The organism is Desulfobotulus sapovorans DSM 2055 (assembly GCF_059569355.1).
Map to the genome: position 1 here is coordinate 1 of NZ_JCANVJ010000016.1, position 23,448 is coordinate 23,448.

A 23,448-nucleotide genomic window follows, 5' to 3' on the forward strand; every position below is an offset into this window, starting at 1 on the left:
CAGAGAAAAATCACTCATATAAAATAAGTAGTGACCATGATTTGTGCTAAACCCTTGCCAGGCGGGTGTTTTTCAAAAAAAATGACAAAGTTGGGCTAAAGATGCAGGCATCTTCATGACAGCACCTCCCCATCGGAGATTTCCCCAGACCTGTCCCTGAACCGGATTTCTTTTCCCCGGAGTTGCACGATGTTTTTTAAAAAATTATTTACCCGAAAAAAAACAAAGCCCCGGCGGGTGGATCGGGGGATGCTTCTCTTTGACCACACCTCCGACGTGATCCGTGCGGAGACCCTTCTCAAAGCCGGAGGCTGGGCCATCAGGGTCATGGGGCCGCCGCCGGAAATCCAGAGGGGCTGCGATCTTGTGGTGGAATTTCCCCTCATGGAGCAGATGCGCATCCTCGAAACCCTGAAAGCGGACAAGGTCTTCCCTCTGGAAGTGGTACCTGTGGCAGGCCCCCTTCTCTCCCCTGTGGATCTTTTCCACACCAAGGATTTCGGGGACTATCTCATGGTGCGGGCTGCCAATATGAAAATCACCATTGAAAAAAAAACCCGCACCATCGTGAACATCTCCGGAGGCGGCTGTCCGGATGTGCCCTTTCTTGCGGATCAGCTTACGGGAAAAACCCTGGAAGAAGCCCCGAAGCCGAGGGAGATCGGCCACACCCTCTGCGGGTACGCCCTCCAGCTTGCCTATGAGGAGGTAGAACGCCAATGCTCCTGATCGCAGGAACCGTACCGGATCTGACCTTTCCCCTGGTCTGCGGCCCGGCCCTTCTGGAAGGCGGGAGCCTGAAGGTGGGGAGCCACCGCATTCCCGTGCTCCGGGGAACCCCGGCCCTTGTGGCTGCGGCCATTCAGGCATCCCGCTTTACAGGGAGCGAAACGCCCCATGCCCTGCTGGCCGGGGACACGGGACGGGGCGGTGGCAGCCGTCTTGTGTACCAGTATCTTGTGGAAAATGCGGAGCGTCTTGGGGCGGACACCCTCACCTTCCACTATCTTCAGCCCGATGTGGACTGGCACAACCGCATCCTCATGGCCCTGGACGGCCTTTCCCGGCCCCCCGTCCGCATTGCGGATGCAGGTTTCATGTATGCGGCCAAGATGAGCGGCTATGCCAGCGCCTATGATCTCTTCACCCCGGATGTGGGAGAGCTGGCCTTTCTTGCCGATGAAAAGGCTCCCCACCCCTTTTACACCCGGGGCTTCATCCTGCATCAGGACGAAAATGCACCGGAGCTGATCGAAAGGGCCTATCTCCACGACAACGCCGCACAGCATCTGCTGGTAAAGGGGGCTTCCGATCTCTTCGCCTCAAGGGAAAAAATTCACTGGCGGGTGGATGCCCCCTCCTGTGAGGCCATGGAAGCCATGGGCGGCACGGGCGATACCCTCACGGGCATGGCCTCGGCCCTCATTGCGGGTGGCATGGATATGGAAAGGGCCTGCCATCTGGCGGCACGGGCCAACCGCCAGGCAGGGGTACTGGCAAAGCCCACGCCCGCAAGCCAGGTGGCGGCCATTGTGGCGGTGCTCCCCGAGGCCCTGGGCAGGTTCGGATAAAGAAAAGGCTCCTCAAGGCATGGGGAAAAAGGCCGGAGCCAAAAGACGGCCTCCCCATGCGCCGTGCCAGACCATCAGGAGCCTCCCCAGGGGCTTCGGAAAAAACGTCGCCCTTCTTTCCATGAAAAAAATAGCGCATCCCCCCTCCATCTGATAAAAACCCTCCCAGGTGCTGTTCCTCATGCCAGCCCTGTTCGGAAGCCTTTTACCTGCGCCCCGGTAACCATCCTTTCTGAAAGAGACCTACCCATGAAAGCCTCCCTCTTCCGGAACATTCCCGCCAACCCGGAACACGAAATTTTTGAAACCCTTCTTGAAGAAAAGGGCGTGACCATTGAGCGCATCATCTCCCGCGCCCATTCCTCCCCCGAAGGTTTCTGGTACGATCAGGAAAGAAACGAATTTGTCCTGCTGGTGCAGGGACGTGCCGGCATACGGTTCAAAGATCCGGAAAGCATTGTGATTCTTGATCCCGGAGACTATCTTCACATTCCCGCCCATGCAAAACACCGGGTAGACTGGACCGATCCGGATACGGAAACCCTCTGGCTGGCAGTGCATTACTGAGACATGAATCCGGTGGGAAGCACAGAATCCAGGCCCCGGAACGGGGGATCGGGAGGATCCTGCCACAAGAAACGGAAAACCCCATGCCTGAAAAGACCCTAACCCCACAGCCCCTGGTGCCGGAAGATCTGCTGGCCCTTCTGGCAGACCGGCATCCGGAAACCCTCGCCTGTCTGGAAGCATCCCGGCCCCTTGTATCCGACACCCTGTTTACGGATCTGCGCAAAGTCGCCGCCATGAGCGACTTTTTCGCCTCAGGTCTGAAGCGGGAAGCGGATCTGCTGGACCGGCTCAGGAATGACAACCTCCTCATTTCACCACCGTCCTCCGTCCGGGAGGCCATCGCACAGGCCCTGGAAAATGTGGATTCCGAAAGCAGCCTGTCCCTGGTTTTACGGAAAATCCGCCACCTCCGCATGATGGCCATCTGTTTCCGGGATCTCTCGGGCAGAGCCTCCCTTGCTGAAACCCTGACATCCCTTTCGGATCTTGCCGAGGCTGTGGTGGATGCCGCAGCCTGCTGGCTGCACGGAAAAATGACGGCCCTCCACGGAGAGCCCATGGGGGAGGAGTCCGGCAGACCCCAGCGCCTGGTCGTCCTGGCCATGGGCAAGCTGGGAGCCGGGGAGCTGAACTTTTCTTCGGACATCGACCTCATCTACACCTACCCCGAACCCGGAGAAACCGCAGGCCCGGATGTGATCGCAAACGAGACCTTCTTCACCCGCCTTGCCCGCAGGCTCACCGCCGTGTTCAGCGGCAACACGGGCGGCCCCCTGTTCCGGGTGGATCTCAGGCTGAGACCCTTCGGGGATAACGGGCCCATGGTCATCCACTTTGACGCCATGGAATTTTACTACCAGACCCAGGGACGGGAATGGGAACGTTACGCCCTCATCAAATGCCGCCCCATCTCCGGCGATGCTGAGGATGGCAGAGAACTGCTTCAGCGCCTGAAACCCTTTGTTTTCCGAAGGTATCTGGATTTCGGTGTCTTTGACAGTCTGCGGGAAATGAAGCAGTCCATCATGGTGGAGATCCGGAAAAAAGGCATGGCGGACAACATCAAGACCGGTTCCGGCGGCATCCGGGAAATCGAGTTCTTCGGTCAGGCCTTTCAGCTGCTCCGGGGCGGGGTGATACCGGGACTTCAGGAACGGGAACTCCTGAAAATTCTCGATACCCTGACCCGCTTCCGCCTCATTCCTGCCCAGGTTCGGGAGGAACTCCGAACCGCCTATTTTTTCCTTCGCCACACGGAACACCGCATTCAGGCCTGGGAAGACCGGCAGACCCACCTGCTGCCCCAGGAAGAAAGGCCCCGAAAGGCCCTTGCCGCAGCCATGGGCTTTGAAAACTGGGCCTGTTTCCTTAACGCTCTGGAAGCCCATCGCATCCGGGTGCATACCCATTTTCAGGGTCTTCTTTCCGTGGAGGAAGAAGGCAGGGAAGCCGTACGGCCCATGGCAGCGCTCTGGAAAAACCGGCACATGGACAGGGACAGCGTTGCAGGGCTTCTCGCCCAGGCCGGATACAGGGAACCGGAAACCGCTTTCCGGATGCTGGACTATTTCCGGGAAAGCCTTCTCAATCAGGCCATGAGCAGTGAAGGAAAAAAACGGCTGGACACCCTCATGCCCCTTCTCCTCGAATCCTGCGCAAAGGGAGAAAATCCGGAACAGGCCCTGGACCGTATTCTGAACCTGCTGCGTGCCGTCCAGCGCCGCAGCACCTATTTCTCCCTTTTTCTGGAACACCCTTCCGCCCTGAACCATCTGGTCCGCCTTGCCAATGCCAGCCCCTGGATCATGGACTTTCTCTCCCGTCATCCCGTGCTGCTGGATGAACTGCTCGACCCCAGAACCCTGTATCAGCCCCCGGATCGTGAGGAACTCCAGGAAGCTCTCCGCCGTCGTCTGGAAGGGCTTGACCTCCAGGATCTGGAAACCTGGCTGGAAACCCTGTGCGTGTTCAAACAGTCCGGCCTGTTACGGGTGGCCGCCGCCGATGTCACCGGTGAATTTCCCCTGATGAAGGTCAGTGACCGGCTTACGGAAATTGCGGAGAGCGTGGTGAGTGAGATTGTGGATTTTTCCCACAAAGAACTGGTAGGCCGTCATGGCAGACCCCTGGATACCCGGGGAGAACCCATCGAAGGCTGGGGCTTTGCCGTTATTGCCTATGGCAAGCTGGGAGGGCTGGAGCTGGGGTATGGTTCGGATCTGGATCTCGTCTTTCTCCATGAGGATACGGAAGGCTTCACGGAAGGGGAGGAAAAACCCCTTTCTTCGGGCCAGTTTTTTTCCCGGCTGGGACAGCGGGTCATTCACTGCCTGAAAACCCACACCCGGGCAGGCAGCCTTTACGAAACGGATCTGAGGCTGAGACCGGACGGCAATTCCGGCATTCTCGTGGTACCCGTTTCCGCCTTTGGGGAATACCAGCGCCGTCAGGCCTGGACCTGGGAACACCAGGCCATGGTGCGGGCCAGGGCCATCTGCGGAAACCATCGCCTGGCCGAACGCTTTGAATCCATCCGCCATGAAATTCTCTGCCTGAAACGGGAACCGCAGACACTGCGGGCTGAAATCCGGGAAATGCGGGAAAAACTGAAAAAGGCCCACACCCGGCCCGACCCCGGTTTCTTTGATCTCAAACAGGATACGGGGGGAATCGTGGATATCGAATTTCTGGTGCAGTACATGGTGCTGGCCCATGCCCACAGCACACCGGCCCTGACCCGCTGGACGGACAATATCCGCATTCTGGAAACCCTGTCTGAAACCGGTGTCATGCGCCCCGAAGAAGCCACCTTTCTGCGCAGTGCCTATCTTCTGTTCCGGGTCGCCGTACACCGGAAAAATCTTCAGAACGAAGCCTCTCAGGTTCCGGAAAAGCACTTTAAAAAACTGCGGGAAGGCGTACGGGAAATCTGGCGGCGCTACATGGAAGACACTGAAACAGGGGAAAAAACCGGAGCGGAAACCTTATGACGGCAGGCTGCAAGGGGCTTGAAGAAAGAGAAACGATGCATGAAATCCTTTGAACTCCGGATCTCTCCGGAAGAGATGGCGGATACGGAAAAGCTCCGCCACAGAATCCTCGGTGAAGCCAGACCCTCAGATCCTCACCACTTTGACTGGCGCATCCGGAAAAAATCCCTGGATGCCAGGGGCAGAAAGCCCCGCTTTGTCCTTCTGATCGAATGCTGGGAAGGCGAAGGCCCTCCCCCTGACCGCATCCGCGGCTTTGAGCCACGGCCCCTTTCCGGCAAAAGAGCTGTGGTTGTGGGCGCAGGGCCTGCGGGGTATTTTGCGGCCTTAGGGCTGCTGGAACAGGGAATCCGGCCCATTGTGCTGGAACGGGGAAAGGATGTGCGCTCCCGCCGGTTTGACATCAAGGCCCTGTACAAAGGGCAGGTGCATCCCCATTCCAACTACTGTTTTGGCGAAGGCGGGGCGGGCACCTATTCCGACGGAAAGCTCCATACCCGTTCCACCAAAAGGGGAGATATCCGCAGGGTGCTGGATCTTTTCTGCAGCTTCGGAGCCGGGGAGGCTATCCGGACAGAAGCCCATCCCCACATCGGTTCCAACCGGCTTCCCGGCATTGTCAGGGCCATGCGGGAGGCCATCTGCGCCGCAGGCGGGGAAGTGCATTTCAACCGCTTTGTGCAGGATCTCATCCTGGAAGACGGTGCCTTCAGCGCCGTGGTGCTGGAGGGCGGAGAACGGGTGGACGGCCATGGGCTGATCCTCGCCACAGGCCACTCCGCACGGGAGGTGTATGCCCTGCTCCATGAAAAAGGTATCCGGGTGGAAGCCAAACCCTTTGCCATGGGCGTACGCATCGAGCATCCCCAGGAAGCGGTGGATGCCATTTTTTACGGTGCGTCCCCACGGCACAACGCCCTTCCCCCTGCGGAGTACCGTCTCACCTGTCAGGCTGGGGGAAGGGGGGTCTTTTCCTTCTGCATGTGTCCGGGAGGCTACATTGTACCCGCATCCACGGCCCCCGGAGAGCTGGTGCTGAATGGCATGAGCTTTGCTGAACGCGGAGGCGCCTTTGCCAATGCGGGGCTGGTCACGGAAATCCGGCTTTCGGATCTGGGGCAGGATCCCATGGAAAATCCCTTCTGCGCCCTGGATTTCCAGCGAAAGGTGGAACAGACCCTCTTCCTTGGCGGCAACGGCAGCCTGGAAGCTCCGGCCCAGCGGGCGACCGACTTTGTTTCCGGGAAAACGTCAGCAACCCTCCCCAGAAGCAGCTACCTTCCGGGAATCCATGCAGCTCCCCTCCATGCATGGCTGCCCCCCCTGGTTGCCACAGCCCTTGCGGAAGGTCTGAAGATTCTGGGAAAACGGCATCAGGGCTTTCTTACGGAAGAAGCCCTGCTTCTGGCCGTGGAATCCCGTACCAGCGCCCCTCTCCGCATTCCAAGACAGGCGGATACCCGTATGCATCCCCAGGTGCAGGGACTTTTTCCCTGTGGGGAAGGGGCCGGCTATGCGGGGGGCATTGCCTCCGCCGCCATGGACGGTCTGGCCTCGGCGGAGGCCTGTGCCGCCTTTCTTGCAGGATGAAAAGAATCCGACCCCAAAAAGCTCACAGCATCTGACCCCCCGTTTCCCGCAGCCAGGCCACACAGCTTTTTGCAATACAGGCCTGACCTGCGGCATTGGGATGCAGATCCATGGCCAGATTGTCGTAAAAACGACCGCCCATGGCATCCCAGGAGGGGTCTCCGAGCATGTCCTCCAGAAAAAAACGGGAGCCCTGAAGCAGCTCTCCGCAAAGATTTCCCACCCTCCGGGAAAGGGCAAGGGGTCTTTCCTGATGCCTGCCGCAGGCTTCAAGGGCGGGAAATCCCAGCCATACGGAGACAGCGCCTTCCTTTTTCAGCAGGGAAAAAAGCTGAAAAAAAAGCTCCAGAAAATCCTCCTCCGTCATGCCATAGGGCCAGGCCAGCCTGCCGTCTCCGTCAAAATGATTGGCACCTGCGGAAACAAAAACCAGATCCGGCCGGTACCGCTCTATCAGTCCCGGTGTCCGTGCCAGCAGATCCCCCAGGGTGGCTCCCGGCTGGGCCATGGGGTTGGTTCCCCCCTGCTGAATGACGGCAAGCCCCGTCTCTTTCTGAAACACCCGCCAGCATGCGGCCTCCGGTGCAACCCCCCATCCATGGAGAATGGAATCTCCCACAAAAGCCACTTTACCCGTCTTTCTTTTCTCCATCCGGACTCCTGACAACATTCCCTGGATTTCCACAAAAAAGGGGCAGGCTCCACAAGAAACCTGCCCGCCGCTTCTCGCTGTATCCTCCCCGGACATCAGGCTACCAGGTGAGGGTAAAGTCCACCACATAGGACTGATCCGTCACATCCTCCAGCTCAAAGGATTCTTTGTATCCCAGGGAAAAACTGAACCAGGAAAGGGGCCGGATGGTGGCCATACCAAAGACCACGGTCTGGTTCTCGTATCCTGAAGGCACATCGTCCTGCACCTGATGAACCCGGAAAACCTCTCCCCTCAAGGTCAGAAAACCGTCCATGAAATTCATGATCCCCCCAACGGAAGGAATAATGCTGTGCTCCCAGGGAAGGGCATTGAGGGCATTGGAAATCCAGCGGACTTCCTCAGGCACAAGATCGTTGGGAATTTCTTTTTTCAGGGCCTGGTACATCAGTCCCGCATTGACAATGGCATTGGAGGAAAGTGCATGGGAATAGCGGATGCCTGTTCCGCCCCCATACTCCATATAACCGCCACCATCGGTAAAAACCTTGGATTTCAGATACGTTACACCCAGAGTGCCGTTGACCATCCACTCCACCACACCGTTGGGCTGATACCAGCGTTTTTTGAAAAAGGGCATAAAGGCGGCATGTTTGTATTCCGTATCCAGATTGTCTTCCAGATCCAGCTGACGGTAAGGAATGGAAATTCCCGCAGAATGGGTGCGCGATGCTCCAAAACGCCACTCATAGGCCATAATGCCGCTGGAACCCGTGGCCTTGTCCGCCCCGATCTTCATGCTGTCATGCTGACCGGAAATCACAATGTCCTTATTGGAAACCGGAACAAAGGAAAAGGTTTCCGCCTCGCTGACACCCGTTGTCCCCGGCCCCGCCGTACCCGTTGTACCGGGCAGGGCATTGGGAGCCATGTACACGGAAGAGATGAAAGCGGACTGGGCCAGAGACTGGGTTGTGGTCATACCACTGGCGCTCCGCTCCGGAGAATCCCCGAAAATTGCCCGGAACAGCTGGGTTTTATTGGCCTCCGCCCAGTCCACCAGTTCCTGCTTGGTTTTTCTGTCACTGGCAGATCCAAAGGACAGCGACACCCCGTTTCCCTGGATATCAAGAAAAATCAGGTCATTGTCCCCAAAGTCTCCCAGCTTGCCATTGCCGTCCCGGATGGTGAAAGTCGCATTGGCACCATAGAGTTTTCCCTCCTGGGCCGTTTCCTCCACGATCCTGCTGTCCTTGGGGATGTTCTGAAAAATACTCTGCCAGACCTCATCGTCCCCTGCTGCTGCGGGCAGCACCAGGGTCAGCCCCAACAGCGTCCCCATACACAAACCCCGCCATAGATTCCGCATACCCACCTCCCGCATCAGAATGTCCGGTTCCTGAAAAAAAGGCCTTTCTGCCTGTGCAGCACTGCAACATTTTCCAATAAAACCACCTTAAGCATCTTCCCTTCCTGCTGCAAGGCAAAAAAAACCACTCCTTCCCACAGGTGAAAAGGGCGGCTTTCTTAGGAGCTGACCTGCCGGGCCTGACAGCACGGCAGGGAATGAACGGAAAAAATACTCAGAACATCTTTTCCACAGGTCTGCGCTCCGGAACATAGACCTCCGGGATCTTTCCTTCGTTCCAGTCCTGCGAGACGTAAAGATTGCAGTAACAGCTTCCGAATTCCGCCACATCCGGCTCCCGGTACACACAGGGGCAGAGGATGTCCTTATCCTTTTCGCGGTCTCCGGAGGCCAGACGGCAGGGACAGGCCATGTACCCGTAGCGTTCCCTGTTCTCCAGCAGGGCTGCCAGAAGCTCCCTCACCCGCTCCTGATCTCTGGAAAAAAAATAGCCCCTGGCTTCCTGGCTCTTGCGCAACATCGCGTGCAGTTTTTCGATTTCCATGCTCATAAGCCCAGAGCCTCCCTGATCTGATCTTCCCGATACCCCACAATGACCCGTTCATTGATGACAATGGTGGGAAAGGAGCAGCGGGGATTCAGGGCACGCAGCTCTTCCAGAATCAGCCTGCGCTCTTCCTGATCCAGCAGATCCACGTCCGTGAAGGCATAGGCCACACTGCATGCTCCCAGAAGTTTTTTGGTGGATTTGCAATGACTGCACGTACTCAAGGAATACAAGGTCACCTGGGGTGCCTTGCCTGCCTCCCCTTGACTCATACCAGGGCCTCCTGCGGATTGGGGTTCCGGAAAGGAAAATGAGGACTCAGAGGGCATCCTCTTGTCCCTTTCCACAACGGACACAGGGACACCCCCCTGTCCTTTTCGGGAAAAACATGCTTTCCAACGCGAAAAAATTCCCATAACCACACCTCTGATCCGGATATCTGCCCCATGGGGACACCCGGTAAAAAAAGTCTGATCCGAAATGCTTGCCTTATGTTCCTGTATAAAGTTCCGGATAGTCCTTTAAAAAACGGTACAGAGTCGCCCGGCCCACGCCCAGAAGTTTGGCCGCCTTGGCCTTGTTGCCGTCCGTGCGCAGCAGTACCTGGGCCACGGTATCCGCATCCAGCTTGCGGGAAGGCCCCCTTCTGGATTTCAGATCCACCTCCCCCCGGATCTCCAGGGGAAAATCCGAAGGCTTCATTTCGCCCCCACCGGATTTGACAATGGCAAACCGTACCGCATTCTGAAGCTCCCGCACATTCCCCGGCCAGGAATAGTCCAGCAGGAGTCCCAGAGCTTCACGGGAAATCCGCGGAGAGGTATGGGGATACTGCCGGGCCGCCTCTTCCATAAAATGGTGTACCAGATGGGGAATGTCATTCCGCCGCTCCCTCAGGGCCGGAAGCCGGATGGGTACCACGTTGAGGCGGTAGTAAAGATCATCCCGAAACTCCCCCTTCTGCACCTCTTTTTTCAGATCCTTGTTCGTGGCAGACACGATGCGGACATCCACCTTGACGGTCTGTTCTCCCCCCACCCGCTCAAAGGTGCCTTCCTGAAGAAAGCGCAGAAGCTTCACCTGCATGTACTTGGAAAGTTCGGCCACCTCATCGAGAAAAACCGTGCCGCCGTGGGCCAGCTCAAAACGGCCCTTCTTGTCCCGGATGGCACCGGAAAAGGAACCCTTCACATGACCGAAGAGTTCGGATTCCACAAGACCTTCGGGCAGGGCACCGCAGTTGATGGGCACAAAGGGCTTTTCCACCCGCGGACTTTCACTGTGGATGGCAGCAGCCACCAGTTCCTTGCCCGTCCCCGTATCCCCTGTGATGTGCACGGGAAAATCATACTGGGAAACATCCCGGATCTGCTGAAAAATCTGGAGCATCTGGGGATCATTGCCGATAATGCCGGAAAACCGGCCCATGTCCGCAGCCTTGAGGCGCAGATCAAAGAGATCCGTCACATCCCGCATGGACGCCAGCACTCCCCAGAGGGAGCCGTCGGGATGTTTCATGGCCGTTACCTGCATTTCCACCTGACGCACTTCGCCGGAACGGGAAACCAGATTGAGGGGATAACGGCACTGTTCTCCCGTAAAGGTCATGCCTTCGCAGAAGGAACAGCGGCTGCCGCAGAGGGGGGATCCAAAGATCTCATGGCAGTCCCGGCCGATGACCTCCTCCCTGGAAAAGCCCGTGATCCGCTCCGCCTCCCGGTTGAACACAAAAATTCTGCGGGAGGTGTCATGGGCCACAATGCCCGTGTCGAGATTGTCCAGTACCCGGAAAAGGTTTTCCCTGGAAAAAAGGATGTCATCCACAGATGCGACGCCCATATCAGGAGGATTCATGAAAGTCCTGTCTTATTGCAGATCCGTATAATAGCTGTCCCCCGGCCCGCAACAATCCCGCTCCGGGGTGTGCGAACCAATCCGGCCAACATCCGGAAAGCCCTGAACCCATCAGGCTTCCCGGGCCATGCGCAGGGCACCGATGGCATTGCCCACCCCATGGTGTTCGGGAAGAATCAGCTCCGTTCCCAACGCTCTGGCCACCTCAGGCAGCAGATAGCCCGCAGCCGCACCAATGCCCACAAGGGGGCCCTTCAGGGCAAAATGCACATCGAGAATTTCATGGGTTCTGCGCTCCGGCCAGAAGGCGGAAAAGGCTTTTCCCGTCTGAAGGCGCACAAGAAAATCCACAATGGCATCCTCAATGCGGCAGGCCACATCGGCCAGCACCGCCCGGCAGAAGCTTTCCGCGTCCATGTCCAGGGCCGCCCCCAGAATCCGCGCCCCGGCCAGGGAGGCGTCCCGGTTGCCGAAATCGAGCAGCCCCAGGCCATGCAGAGCATCCGTTGGCGTAAAGGCAATGCGCTGAATCCGCCCCTTGCGCAGGCCGGGAGCCATCCTGTCTTTCAGTACCATTTCCGGCAGGCCCAGGGCATCCCCGAGCTGGCCCAGGGCCATGGGGCCATAATCCATGAGCACGGCCCAGAGGGGATCTGCGGCCTCTCCTTCGGGAACGGCCCGCAGGCAGGCGGCGTTGGCGCCCCCATCCATCCAGAGTTCGGGGGCTGGCAGCCCCTGGGCCATGCAGAGGGGAACGGCCCGTTCCGGGCCGATGACCCTTTTCTTTTTCTCCACACGCACAAAGGAATCCCCGCCGATGCCCACCGTGTGCATGGATACCGCAGGCACATGGGTTTCCCAGGCACCGATGCGGCTGCCGTCCCTGTCCACCAGGGGCCTTCCCTGACGGATGCGGGTGATATCCGTTGTGGTGCCGCCCACATCCACCACCAGAGCCTCCCCTTCCGCCACCACAGAAGCACCGAACCAGGCTGTGGCCGCTGGCCCGCTGGCCACCGTGCTGGCCGCCTGCTGCACGGCCCCTTCCACGTCCATGCAGCCTCCGTCCCCCCGCACCACCCGCAGCTCCTTCTCCAGACCATAACCCTGAAGGGTGAGAAGAACACCTTCCAGAAATTCCTGCATTCTGGGCATGAGACGGGCATTGAGCACGGTGGTGGCGGCACGGGCCTCCAGTCCCGGACGGTCGCTCACCACATGGGAGCAGAAAACGGGTCTGGGATCCACCATGGAAATGGCCTTGGCCGCCACCTGTTCATGGGCGGGGTTGGCAAAACTCATGGCGGAAATCACGGCATAGGCATCCACCCTGCCCCGAAAAAAGAGGGCGCCGTCCAGAAGACCTTCCACGTCCAGAGGGCTTTCCTCCTCGCCCAGCACCGTATGCCCCCCTGCCACCTGCTTGATGCCCGCCACGGGAAGCTCCAGGTGCTTGTCAAGGCCGATCACGAAAAGCCCCACATCCGCCCCCTGCCCTTCCACAATGCTGTTGGTGGCCAGGGTGGAGGAAACGGCAACCCGGCTCACCCTCCGGGAAGAAAAATCCACCTTTTCCTTCAGGGCTTCCACCGCCCGTCCCAGACAGATCTGCAAATCCTGATGGGTGGTGGGCGTTTTGGCCGTTGCCAGTACCTCACCACTTTCAAGATCCATGAGAACGGCATCCGTATAGGTACCGCCCGTATCCATGCCAATGCCGTAGTGTGTCATTGCCTTATCCCATCTTCAGAAAAAAAATCTATCAAAAAAACGGAGCGCTCCGCCCCGCCCTGCACGCTGTGTCTCCTGGCTGTTCAACCCCTTCCCCGCATACCACAACCAGAGCCTCTTGACGAGAGCGTCTGTTGTTTTGACCGGGACAATGGGTCAAAAGTCCCTTGGGCAAGCCCTGCGGAACATGCTATGCTACCCGGACTCTGAAAGGAAGCCCCCATGGCCTACTGCCTGCGTATTCTCACACCCCAGGAGACGCCGCCCTCCCTGCCCCGTCTGATGGGAGATCTTCAGCTTTCCTGGCCAGGTCTTCGGCTCATCCCCGAAGGTTCCGAAACCCGGCCCTGGGAACAGATCCTCGTCCAGCTTGCCGACGGGACGGATCTGGCCCTTCTCTGCTGCATCCTCCTGGACAAGCATCCTGTGGCCCTTGCCAGAAAAAAACATCTTCTGGAAGAGGTGGCCCAGGGCCGTCCGGTCTCCGCCGCCCGCTGGCTGAAGGGCTATATCGGAAAAGTCCGCATGCTCTACGAAATCCATCCCATGGAAGAAGTACACCTTTCCCATGGATGGGACATTCTGCTTTCCCTGCGCCTTGCCCTCTGGGAACAGGTTCGGGGCATACGTCACACCCGGGATGAGGGCTTCACCAACCCCGAAGGGGATCTCATTCTCTGGCAATACCCGCCTTCGGCCACGGGCCTTGTTCCCGCAGCCGTGTACCGTTTTGGCCGTTTCCGCTCCTTTTCCCTCAACCTGGCCAGCCCCAGGCACAGACAGGCCTTTTTTCAAGGAAAACAACCCAAACCCTGAAAAACAAGGAAAACCGCCATGATTCCACGCTCCCTGTTCTCCTGCCTTGTCCTGCTTCTTGTCCTGTTCACCCCCCATCCCTTCCTGTATGCCAGTCCCGCTGAAGACATCCCCGAAAGCCTGAAGCCCTGGATCCCCTGGGTGGAGCATCAGGACAAAACCCGCTTCTGCCCCAGCCGTACAGGCTCTCCCCTGCCCGCCCTCTGCATCTGGCCCCACACCCTGAAACTGGATCTCCATGAAAAAGGCGGAACCTTTTCCATGGACTGGGAACTGTTTGCAGCAAGCCCCATCCCCCTTCCGGGAGAGGGCACCCAGATGCCCCGCGATGTGCGGGTCAACGGCAAAGCCCATCCCCTGCTCATGGAAAAGGGCCTTCCCGTTCTGTACCTCACCCCTGGAAAACAGCGCATTGAGGGCCGTTTCCTCTGGCCCAGAATACCGGATACCCTGAAACTTCCTCCGGAAATCGCCCAGATCGAAGTCCGTAAAAACCAGTCCCCCCTCACGGGCCTGCTGCGGGATGAGGAAGGCCGCCTCTGGTTCAGAGCCCCCCCCTCCCGGAACCCCAGACCTGCGGAACCCGAACATACAAGCCTCCGCATTTACCGGAAAATCCAGGACGGTCACCCTCTGGAAATGGAAACCCGCATTGAGCTTTCCGTTTCCGGGGAACCGCGTCAGGAGATCCTGCCCGTTCCCCTGCCGGAAAAGGCTGTGCTGGTGCAGGTGGACAGTCCCCTGCCCTTAAAGCCCTCCATGGCCGATGGCCTGGTACTGGATGTCCGGCCCGGTAACTTCACCCTGCGCCTTGTGCATCTGCTTTCCGGCTCCGAAAACAACCTCTCCGTACCTGGCCGGAAGCTGGAAGAACTCTGGGTTTTTGTGCCCCGGCCAGAGCTGCGGGCTGCGGAACTTCAGGGGGGCAAAGCCCTGGATCCCCGCCAGACCAGCCTGCCTCCCGAATGGAAATCCTGGGCCGCCTATGCCATGAACCCGGAAGCCAGCCCCTCCATCCATATCCGGGAAAGCCGGACAGAACCCGCAGAGGAAAGACTACACCTGAAACGGGATATCTGGCTGGATTTCAACGGCAAGGGTGCCACGGTGCGGGATCAGCTTTCCGGAACCCTCCAGACCCGAAGCTATCTCGGCATGAGGGCAGAAGGGCCGCTCCTGCCCGGACGCATCACCTGGCAGGAACAGGATCGGCTCATCACCCTTCAGGACGGGCTTCAGGGCATTGAACTTCCTCCCGGCTCCCTTGCCCTCACCAGCCTCAGCCGCATGGACACCCCCCTTTCCGGCAAGGCTCTGCCTCTGGGCTGGCAGACCGCCATGGAAGATCAGGACATCACCCTGCATCTTCCCCCCGGCTGGCATCTGGCCACCCTGAAGGGAGGCCAGACAGCGGAACGACACAGTCTCTTTTCCCGCTGGACCCTTCTCGACTTTTTCTTCCTTGTCCTGCTTTCCGGAGCCGCCCTGAAGATCTGGGGGCTGACGTGGGGCCTTGCCTTTGCCCTGTCCATTGCCTTCTTTCACCACAGTTTTCCCCTGCCCCTGCCCTTCTGGTTTTCCCTGGCCGCCACAGCCGCCCTCGGCAGGTATTTCCGGAACAGGCATCCCCGTCCTCTGGCCCTGACCCTCCTGTCCGGAATCCACATCCTCCTTCTCCTTGGAGCAGGTCTTGTGGCCCTGCCCTATGCGGCAGATCAGATCCGCACAGCCCTCTATCCCCAGCTTGAAAACCCGGCAAAATTTCTGCGCCATACCGCTGCCCCCAGGGCCGTACAGCAGGCAAGCCTTTTTTCCGAAGCTGCGAATGAAATGGAGCAGATCGCGGAAAAGGGCCTGCGGTATTCAGACAGCATGGACATGGCCGGAGCCCCCCCCATGGTCATGAAAGCCCGGAAAGCCGAGGCTCCCAGGATCCCCCCCGTCACCCAGACCGGCCCGGGCGAACCCTCCTGGAAATGGCGGAGCATTCCTGTTCAGACAGGCTTTGCCGGGCCGGAACACAGCCTCACCTTCTTTCTCATTCCTCCCCTGGCCGCATCCCTGGCCGCCTTTTTACGGGTAGGTCTGATGGTACTGGTACTGGGGCGACTGGCTGCGGGCTTTCCCTATGCCCTTCCCGGTCTGGGAAAAACCACAGGACTGGCCCTGGCTCTGGTTCTTCTGTCCCTCAGCCCCCTCACCAGGGCCCAGGCGGATTTTCCGCCGGAGTCCCTCCTCAGGGAACTTAAGGAAAGACTCCGGACCCGGGAAGCCTGCTTTCCCGACTGTGGCCGGAGCGGGCCTTCCACCCTCACCCTGGACAGACCGGACAGCCCCCATCCTGCCCTCAGCCTGGAAATGGAAATCCATGCAGGAAGCCTGCTGGCCTTCCCCCTGCCGGTAACGGATCTGCCCCTGCCCGGCCCCGCCTTTCTTCTCAATGGCGAAAAGCCCCCCGTTCTCCGCTGGGAAGGCAAGGACTTTGTGGCTCTCCCCCCCGGCATCCACACCCTGCGCATGACGGCGTCCCTGCCCGGAAGCCCTTTCCGCCTGGATTTTCCCCTGAATCCGGACACTCTCAGGCTCCATGCGCCGGGATGGAGGGTGGAGGGCCTGGGTCATGAGGGCCGTATCCGGGAAATGCTGCTCTTCAGGCCTGAAGGAGAAAAAAAGCCTGAAATTCTTGCCGAAGAGCCGGAAGTGCTGCCCTTTGTCCGGGTACACCGCAGCATCCGCCGTGACCGGGAATGGGAAGTCCGCACCACCCTCACACGAAGCTATCCCGGTACCAGACCGGGACGCATCCGTATTCCCGTGCTGGCCGGAGAAACCATCCTCAGGGAAGGCCTTACCGTACGGGACGGCCATGTGGAACTGGCCATCCCCGCCTACGGGCAGCGCTTTACCTGGACAAGCCGGCTGCCGGAGCAGGATAGCCTTCAGCTCCGCATGGCCGAGACCCTGGACTTTACGGAATTCTGGGAGATCCAGGGAGGTACGGATCGCCATTTACAGTTTTCCGGTACCACAGCCCCCCCCAGGGCCACAGGAGAAGGGCTTCTCTGGCACCCCCTTCCGGGAGAGGTTCTGAACCTCTCCTTTGCCGTCATGCCTCCGGCTCCGGGTTCCCTGCTCACAGGTGAAAAACTCTCCCTGAAACTGGAGGCGGGCAAGGAACGCAGGCGGCTCCACCTTGAGGCCACCATCCGTTCCGGCAAGGCCCTGCACCATCCCATGCAGGGCCCTGAAAAGGGGATTCTCCAGGAAATCCGCATCAACGGCAGGGAGCATCCCCTCCCCAGGGAAGGAGAAGCCCTGCTTCTGGATCTGAGACCGGGCAGCCACACGCTTGAAATGCGCTGGGAACTCCCCGCAGAAAAGCCCCTTTTCTTCCTGCCCCGGTTCATACGGATGCCAGCCCTGGATCTGGGGATGCCCACGGTTAATATTCTTCAGGAAATCCAGCTGGATAAAAAGCAGTGGCTGCTCTGGACCTACGGTCCCCTTCTGGGGCCTGGGGTACGCATCTGGGGCTGGATCGTGCTTGTACTCACCGGCTGTCTTCTTCTTGCCCTGAAGGGCAACCGCTCCCCCCTGCGCACAAGGGACTGGCTGCTGCTCGGACTGGGGCTGGTTCCCCTCTCTCCCCTGGCCATTCTCCTCATGGTGGCAGGCTTTTTTATTGTCCAGTGGCGCAGTACCCGGGTTCAGCCCATGGGTAGCCTGCACAACCTCTGGCAGTGCGGATTCGGACTTCTGCTGTTTACCATGGCCCTCATCCTGCTGGCAGCCGTCCGAAACGGACTCCTCGGGGTACCGGACATGCAGATCGCAGGCAACGGCTCCACGTCCCAGCTCCTGCGCTGGACCGCAGACCGCAGCAGGGGCATCCCTCCGGGTACCGGTGTCCTGCTTCTGCCCCTTTTCATCTGGCGGCTTCTCATGTTCGCCTGGGCCCTCTGGCTGGCGGCACGGATTCTCTCCTGGGCCCCCTGGGCCTGGAAAGCCCTGACCACAGGCCCTGCCTGGCAGGGGAAACCCAAAAAAGATCCCCAGGATACGGGGCTGAGGCTGGATCTTCCCCAGGAAGGGGTAAAAAAAGAACAGACACCGGATACCGGCCCATCCTGAACAGAACAAAACAGAACGAAGCCAAGAGCTTCTGTTCAGGGGCCTTCTCTTCAGCAGCTGTTGCATAAAAGCCTTGCCCGGTCATGCGGATTTTGCCATAAGGCAGCGTTCACCAACTGAATACCGCATCAGGAGGCCAAGATCATGACACAGGCAAGGGAAACCCAATCCACCCACAAAGAATTTATGGACGCGCATCGGAAGGAAGCGGATCTTGAGCTGGCGGCAAGATCCCGCTCCTCCATTGCCGCCTATCCCATGGGACTGCTGCTCTTTTACTTTCTCACCCCCATCAGCAGGGACATGCCCCTTTTCTTCTGGAGTCTCTGTGCAGGCGTGATGCTGCTCACCCCCCTGCGCTTTCTTGTGGCCCGCCATACGGCGGAACGCTATGACGGTGCGCCCCAGCTCTGGCACAGACTGTTTCTTTTCGGAAACTATGCCATCGCCGCCCTCTGGGGACTCACGGCCTTTCTTTCCCTCCAGCACTATGGCCTGGACTGGGTCTCCCTTCTCGTGGTGCTTTCCGTATCCGGTCTGGGAGCCGGAGCCAGCTCCTCCATGTCCCCAAGGCTGTCCGTAGCCTTCATCTTCATCCTCCTTGTCATCGGTCCCAATATTGCCTGGGGACTGCATCAGGGGGATTCCGTCTCCCTGGCCTTTGCCGCCTTTCTCGCCTTTTTTTCCGCCATGCTCGCCATGGTGACCCGCTCCAACCATGTCTGGTATTGGACAGGACTCAAGGACAAGGCCCACATCGAAGAACAGGGCCAGAAACTGGCTGTCCTCTTCAGGGCCATGGAAGAAAAATCCGGCCATCTGGGACGATCCGCCACAGAGCTGAAGACCATTTCAGGGGATACGGCAAGGGATACCGAAGCCCTCTTCACCAAGTCCGAGGGCGTCACCACAGCCACGGAATCCATGCGGCGCAACATCCAGAATGTGGCCGCAGCCATGGATCAGGCCACGGGAAACCTCAACTCCATTGCCTCTGCTGTGGAAGAAATGACGGCCACCATCCAGGAAATCGCCCAGAGTACCCAGAACGCCAGCCAGGTCACCGATGACGCCGTGCAGAAAGCCCATCTGTCCACGGAAAAAATCCGGGTTCTGGGAAAAAGTGCCGAAGCCATTGGCCGCATCACGGAGGTGATTACGGAAATTTCTGAACAGACCAACCTGCTGGCCCTGAACGCCACCATTGAGGCCGCAAGAGCCGGAGAGGCCGGCAAGGGCTTTGGCGTTGTGGCCAATGAAATCAAGACGCTCGCCCGTCAGACTGCGGAAGCCACCCTGGATATCCGTCAGCAGATCACCGCCATCCAGGAAGCCACCGCCACCTCCATCGCCGACATCACAGCCATCTCCCTTGTGGTGAACGAGGCCAATGAAGGGGTTTCCTCCATTGCCTCTGCGGTGGAGGAACAGTCCGTCACCATGCAGGAAATTGCCCGGCACATCGGTCAGGCCACCTCCGGCATCCAGGAAGTCACAACCCGGGTGGGCGAAAACGCCCACAATGCCGCAGAGATTGCGGAAAATATCCGGAACATCCGGGAAACCAGCAGACAGCTTGCGGACAATGGCAGCCAGGTGGATCTCCGGGCAACAGAGCTGGACGGTATCTCAAGGGATCTTGCCACTCTCATGAAAGCCTGATCTCCCCCTCTTCCGGTGAAGCTCGTCACCGGAAGAGGACTTCAGCGTACTGGATACAAAGGAAACAGACCACTCCCACCCCCTGCTTTCCATGGATACTTTGGAAGCACATCGGCCCCAAAACCCCCTGCTTTTCCCCAAAATTTGCGGCCTGGTTCTTGCTTTCATCCCTACTGGCTTCTCGCCAGACCGCAAACCTGAAAACGGGATTTTTTTTCATATGAAAGCTGCGGAAATCTTTTCCAACCGGTTCTGGATCTCCTTTCCTCCCTGGGTGGTGGCAGGGGCATCCCTGGTTCTCTTTCCTCTGGTGGGATTCGCCACCTTCAATACCATCCAGAGCCAGAAAGAAAATGCCTACCGTCTCCTGCTGGAAAAAGGCGCGGCCCTGATCCGGTCCTTTGAAGCCGGAACCCGGACAGGGGTGGCCACCGCCCAGTGGCAGGGATTCCGGCTCCAGCATCTCCTTCAGGAAACCGCCAAACAACCGGATATCCGTTACCTCTTTGTCATCCGGGAAAACGGCAGCATTATCGCCCACAGCCAGCCCGAACGGGTGGGCATGCAGATCCAGCAGGGCCTGCTTCCTCCCCCTGCCCAGATCCAGGAAGATCCGGATCCCGGAATCACCCGCAACATCCTCTACTGGCGGATTCTCCAGAACGGTGACCACCCCCATGTCTTTGAAGTCTACCGCCCCTTCATTCTGGATCCCGATCAGGACAGCCTCATCCAGCAGAGACTCCGGCTTCTCGCCGGTCTGGATCCGGCTCTGGCTTCCATGTCCCGCATCCCGGAAGAACGCCTCATGATCTTCATTGGTCTGGACATGCACAATGTGGAAAGGGCCAGGGTATCGGACATGTGGCACTCCCTGCTCATGAGCGGCATGATGCTGCTGGTGGGCTTTGCGGGGATTGTCTTCATCCTTCTCTTCCAGAGTTTTCAGCTCACCCGCAGCACCCTTTCCCGGGTACGGGCCTTTTCCAACCATCTGGTGGAAAACATGCCCATGGGTCTCATGGCCTTTGACGACAGGCTGATGCTGAAAACCCTCAATCCCTTTGCGGAAAAACTCCTGCGCATCCCCCCTCCCCTTCCGGGAACCCCGGCCCGTCTGGTTCTGCCCCCGCCCCTTTTCGATTTTCTCCTTTCCACAGACATCAGCTCGCCTGCCCTCTCCGGGGAAGGGCTGTACCGGGAAATCCCCTGCCCCACGGAAGAGGGTTCCATGCGTCTGGAAGCCGCCCTTTCGCGCATTGAACCCGCTGCGGAGGATGAAACCGGCGGCATCATGCTGCTCATCCGGGATCTTTCGGAAATTGATGCCCTGAGAAAGGAAATCCTCCGCAACCAGCGCCTCGTCACCGTGGGGAAACTGGCCGCAGGGGTGGCCCATGAGATCCGAAACCCCTTGAGTTCCATCAAGGGCTTTGCCACCCTGTTCCGCCAGCGTTACGGAGACCATCCGGATGAATGCAAAATTGCCGATATCATGATTCAGGAGGTGGACAGACTGAACCGGGTGGTCAGCCAGCTTCTCGATTTTTCAAAACCGGTGGTGCTCTCCCGCCGCTGCTGCCGCATACGGGATCTGGCGGAAGCCACCCTGCACCTGGTAAGCTCCCTTGCGACCAGCGCTGGCGTTCACCTGGAAAACCGGATCTCCCCGGATCTGCATCTCTACCTTGACGAAGACCGCATCCGGCAGGTACTGTTGAATCTTTTTCTCAATGCCATTGACGCCATGAAAGAAGGCGGCATTCTTACCCTCTCCAGCGTGCTGCTGGATACGGAGGTGCGCATTGAGGTAAGGGATACGGGCAGAGGTGTGGACGACAGTGCCCTGCCGCACATCTTTGATCCCTACTTCACCACCAAATCTTCAGGCACGGGGCTTGGCCTTGCCATTGCCCACAACATCATGGAAGCCCACAGCGGAAAAATCGTGGTGGCCTCCGCAGCCCATCAAGGCAGTACTTTTACCCTTATTTTTCCTGGAAAGGATATTCAGGATGCGCCCTGCCATCCTCATCGTGGATGATGATCACGCCCACCGGACTATGCTGGAAACCATCATCAGAACCTGGGCCTATGAGGCCCATACGGCGGATGACGGCGATACGGCCATCACAGCCGTTGAAAAACGGGCCTTTGACCTGATTCTCATGGATATCCGCATGGTACGCATCTCCGGCATTGAAGCCCTGGATGCCATACGCCGCATCAATCCCGCCATTCCCATTGTGCTCATGACGGCCTATGCCTCCGTGGATACGGCGGTGGAAGCCTTAAAAAAAGGGGCTTACGACTATCTCACCAAGCCTCTGGATTTTGAAAAACTGAAAATCACCCTGCTCCGGGCCATGGAGCATGTCCGCCTCAGGGATGAAAACTACAGGCTGAAAGCCCAGGCTGCGGAACATTTTGACCGCAGGAACATCGTGGGCAACAGTCCGGCCATGCGCCAGCTCCTCGAAACCCTGACCCAGGCGGCCCCTGCGGAAGCCACCGTACTCATCACAGGGGAATCCGGAACGGGAAAGGAGCTGGTGGCAGGCGCCATCCACTACAACAGCCCCAGAAGAAACGGCCCCTTTGTCAAAATCAACTGTGCGGCCATCACGGAAACCCTGCTGGAATCCGAGCTTTTCGGCCACGAAAGGGGATCCTTCACCGGCGCGGACAGGAGAAAAGAGGGCCGTTTTGTCCAGGCCAACGGAGGTACCCTTTTTCTCGATGAAATCAGCTCCATGCCCATGAGCATGCAGGCCAAGCTCTTACGCGTCCTGCAGGAAAGGGAGCTGACCCGGGTGGGGGGGGAAGAGGTGATCCGTCTGGATGTACGGGTGGTAGCTGCCACCAATGTGCCTCTGGAGGACATGGTGAAGGAAGGGGCCTTTCGGGAGGATCTCTATTACCGCCTCAATGTGGTCACCCTGAGGCTTCCCGCCTTACGGGAAAGACGGGAGGATATCCCTTTGCTGGCGGATCGTTTCCTGAAGGATTTTACGGAAAAAAACCGCAAGGACATCAAAGGATTTTCCCCCCAGGCCATGGATCGTATGCTCCGCCACAACTGGCCGGGCAATGTGCGGGAACTGATGAACGCCATTGAAAGGGCCGTGGTGCTGTCCACCGGCAGCTATCTGGATGCGGCCATCCTGCTGCCGGATTTTTCGGGTACGGACAACCCGCCCGTTGTCCTCCCCCAGGAGCCGGAAACCATCATCCCTCTGGAGGAAGTGGAAAGGGCCACCATCATCCGCACCCTGAACGCCCTGGACGGCAACAAAAGCGAAACCGCAAGGCAACTGGGAATCACCCGCAAAACCCTGCACAAAAAGCTCAAAAGCTATGGCATGATGCCGGACAGTGCCTCCTAGAAAAAAGCAGGGCGGGTATGCTCCAGAAGAATCCGGATACCGATTCCCATGAGCACAAGCCCGCCCAGCACCTCCGCCCAGGAACCGATCCCCAGGCTCTTTGCCATGCGGTGCCCCCAGAACATTCCCAGAGCCGTCATGCAGAAGGCCACGCCTCCGATCATGAGAAGGGGCAGGGTGGGACGAATCTCCATGACAGAAAGGGAAAAACCAACGGCCAGAGCATCAATACTCGTGGCCACGGACAAAAGCACCAGGGTCATGCCCTTTGTGGGGTTTTCCGCCGTTTCCTCCCCGCCTTCTCCCCCAAGCCCTGCCCGGATCATATTGATCCCCACCAGCCAGAGCAGTCCAAAGGCCAGCCAGTGATCCCAGGGCTGAAGAAAATCCTTCAGCCCCAGCCCAAAGCTCCAGCCCAGCCCCGCCATGCCTGCCTGAAAAAAACCAAAGTGCCAGGCAAGACGCAGAATATCCCTGGAACCGATCCGTTTCATGCGGATACCTGCGGCAAGGGCCACGGCAAAGGCGTCCACGGCGAGGGCCAGGGATATGGCAAAAAGATGCAGAAAGGTCATGGCA

At 58.8% G+C, this 23,448-nt stretch carries 17 protein-coding genes; 10 read left to right on the forward strand and 7 right to left on the reverse strand.

Annotated elements, in window-relative coordinates:
• Positions 1 to 189 precede the first annotated feature (189 nt).
• From BR04_RS11330 to BR04_RS11350, 5 genes are all read left to right on the forward strand, one after another.
• Positions 190 to 729, forward strand: coding sequence for a putative Se/S carrier protein (locus tag BR04_RS11330; protein ID WP_496356127.1), 540 nt, complete (start codon positions 190 to 192; stop codon positions 727 to 729).
• Positions 720 to 1,571 (forward strand): NAD(P)H-hydrate dehydratase, encoded by an 852-nt coding sequence (locus BR04_RS11335; RefSeq protein WP_496356128.1) that lies wholly within the window; start codon positions 720 to 722, stop codon positions 1,569 to 1,571. Before BR04_RS11330 ends, BR04_RS11335 begins: the two co-directional genes overlap by 10 nt.
• Before the next feature lie 249 nt (positions 1,572 to 1,820).
• Positions 1,821 to 2,138 (forward strand): cupin domain-containing protein, encoded by a 318-nt coding sequence (locus BR04_RS11340; RefSeq protein WP_496356129.1) that lies wholly within the window; start codon positions 1,821 to 1,823, stop codon positions 2,136 to 2,138.
• 83 nt (positions 2,139 to 2,221) lie between these two features.
• Positions 2,222 to 5,131: a bifunctional [glutamate--ammonia ligase]-adenylyl-L-tyrosine phosphorylase/[glutamate--ammonia-ligase] adenylyltransferase gene (gene glnE, locus BR04_RS11345; RefSeq protein WP_496356130.1), complete on the forward strand. Its 2,910-nt coding sequence runs from the start codon at positions 2,222 to 2,224 to the stop codon at positions 5,129 to 5,131.
• Positions 5,132 to 5,170: 39 nt separating this feature from the next.
• Positions 5,171 to 6,721: an NAD(P)/FAD-dependent oxidoreductase gene (locus tag BR04_RS11350; protein WP_496356131.1), complete on the forward strand. Its 1,551-nt coding sequence runs from the start codon at positions 5,171 to 5,173 to the stop codon at positions 6,719 to 6,721.
• 22 nt (positions 6,722 to 6,743) lie between these two features.
• On the opposite strand, the gene BR04_RS11355 is transcribed toward BR04_RS11350, so the two are convergent.
• The 6 genes from BR04_RS11355 to BR04_RS11380 all read right to left on the reverse strand — a co-directional run bounded on the left by BR04_RS11355 (position 6,744) and on the right by BR04_RS11380 (position 12,874).
• Positions 6,744 to 7,373 carry an SGNH/GDSL hydrolase family protein gene (locus BR04_RS11355; protein ID WP_496356132.1) on the reverse strand — a complete coding sequence of 210 codons (630 nt, stop codon included), beginning with the start codon at positions 7,371 to 7,373 and terminating at the stop codon, positions 6,744 to 6,746.
• Positions 7,374 to 7,473: 100 nt separating this feature from the next.
• Positions 7,474 to 8,715 carry a hypothetical protein gene (locus BR04_RS11360; RefSeq protein WP_496356133.1) on the reverse strand — a complete coding sequence of 414 codons (1,242 nt, stop codon included), beginning with the start codon at positions 8,713 to 8,715 and terminating at the stop codon, positions 7,474 to 7,476.
• A gap of 241 nt (positions 8,716 to 8,956) precedes the next feature.
• Complete coding sequence (locus BR04_RS11365; protein WP_496356134.1) at positions 8,957 to 9,292, reverse strand: ferredoxin-thioredoxin reductase catalytic domain-containing protein; 336 nt, start codon at positions 9,290 to 9,292, stop codon at positions 8,957 to 8,959.
• The gene (locus BR04_RS11370) at positions 9,289 to 9,561 is read right to left on the reverse strand and encodes a glutaredoxin family protein (protein ID WP_496356135.1); all 273 of its coding nucleotides are present in this window, start codon (positions 9,559 to 9,561) and stop codon (positions 9,289 to 9,291) included. The genes BR04_RS11365 and BR04_RS11370 overlap by 4 nt, the downstream gene beginning before the upstream one ends.
• Positions 9,562 to 9,778: 217 nt before the next feature.
• The gene (locus BR04_RS11375) at positions 9,779 to 11,143 is read right to left on the reverse strand and encodes a sigma-54 interaction domain-containing protein (protein ID WP_496356136.1); all 1,365 of its coding nucleotides are present in this window, start codon (positions 11,141 to 11,143) and stop codon (positions 9,779 to 9,781) included.
• Positions 11,144 to 11,254: 111 nt separating this feature from the next.
• Entirely contained in the window at positions 11,255 to 12,874 is a 1,620-nt protein-coding gene (locus tag BR04_RS11380; RefSeq protein WP_496356137.1) for a glutamate mutase L, read from the reverse strand.
• 222 nt (positions 12,875 to 13,096) lie between these two features.
• Here BR04_RS11380 and BR04_RS11385 point away from each other — a divergent pair, with 222 nt between their 5' ends.
• The 5 genes from BR04_RS11385 to BR04_RS11405 all read left to right on the forward strand — a co-directional run bounded on the left by BR04_RS11385 (position 13,097) and on the right by BR04_RS11405 (position 22,869).
• Positions 13,097 to 13,690, forward strand: a complete 594-nt coding sequence (locus tag BR04_RS11385) for a hypothetical protein (protein WP_496356138.1) — start codon at positions 13,097 to 13,099, stop codon at positions 13,688 to 13,690.
• 18 nt (positions 13,691 to 13,708) lie between these two features.
• Positions 13,709 to 17,821, forward strand: coding sequence for a hypothetical protein (locus BR04_RS11390; RefSeq protein WP_496356139.1), 4,113 nt, complete (start codon positions 13,709 to 13,711; stop codon positions 17,819 to 17,821).
• Between the two features lie 144 nt (positions 17,822 to 17,965).
• Positions 17,966 to 19,483: a methyl-accepting chemotaxis protein gene (locus BR04_RS11395; RefSeq protein WP_496356140.1), complete on the forward strand. Its 1,518-nt coding sequence runs from the start codon at positions 17,966 to 17,968 to the stop codon at positions 19,481 to 19,483.
• A 220-nt stretch (positions 19,484 to 19,703) separates the two neighbouring features.
• Positions 19,704 to 21,527, forward strand: a complete 1,824-nt coding sequence (locus BR04_RS11400) for an ATP-binding protein (protein ID WP_496356141.1) — start codon at positions 19,704 to 19,706, stop codon at positions 21,525 to 21,527.
• Positions 21,499 to 22,869: a sigma-54-dependent transcriptional regulator gene (locus BR04_RS11405; RefSeq protein ID WP_496356142.1), complete on the forward strand. Its 1,371-nt coding sequence runs from the start codon at positions 21,499 to 21,501 to the stop codon at positions 22,867 to 22,869. The genes BR04_RS11400 and BR04_RS11405 overlap by 29 nt, the downstream gene beginning before the upstream one ends.
• On the opposite strand, the gene BR04_RS11410 is transcribed toward BR04_RS11405, so the two are convergent.
• Positions 22,866 to 23,444, reverse strand: coding sequence for a manganese efflux pump MntP (locus tag BR04_RS11410; RefSeq protein ID WP_496356143.1), 579 nt, complete (start codon positions 23,442 to 23,444; stop codon positions 22,866 to 22,868). The genes BR04_RS11405 and BR04_RS11410 overlap by 4 nt on opposite strands.
• Positions 23,445 to 23,448 lie beyond the last annotated feature (4 nt).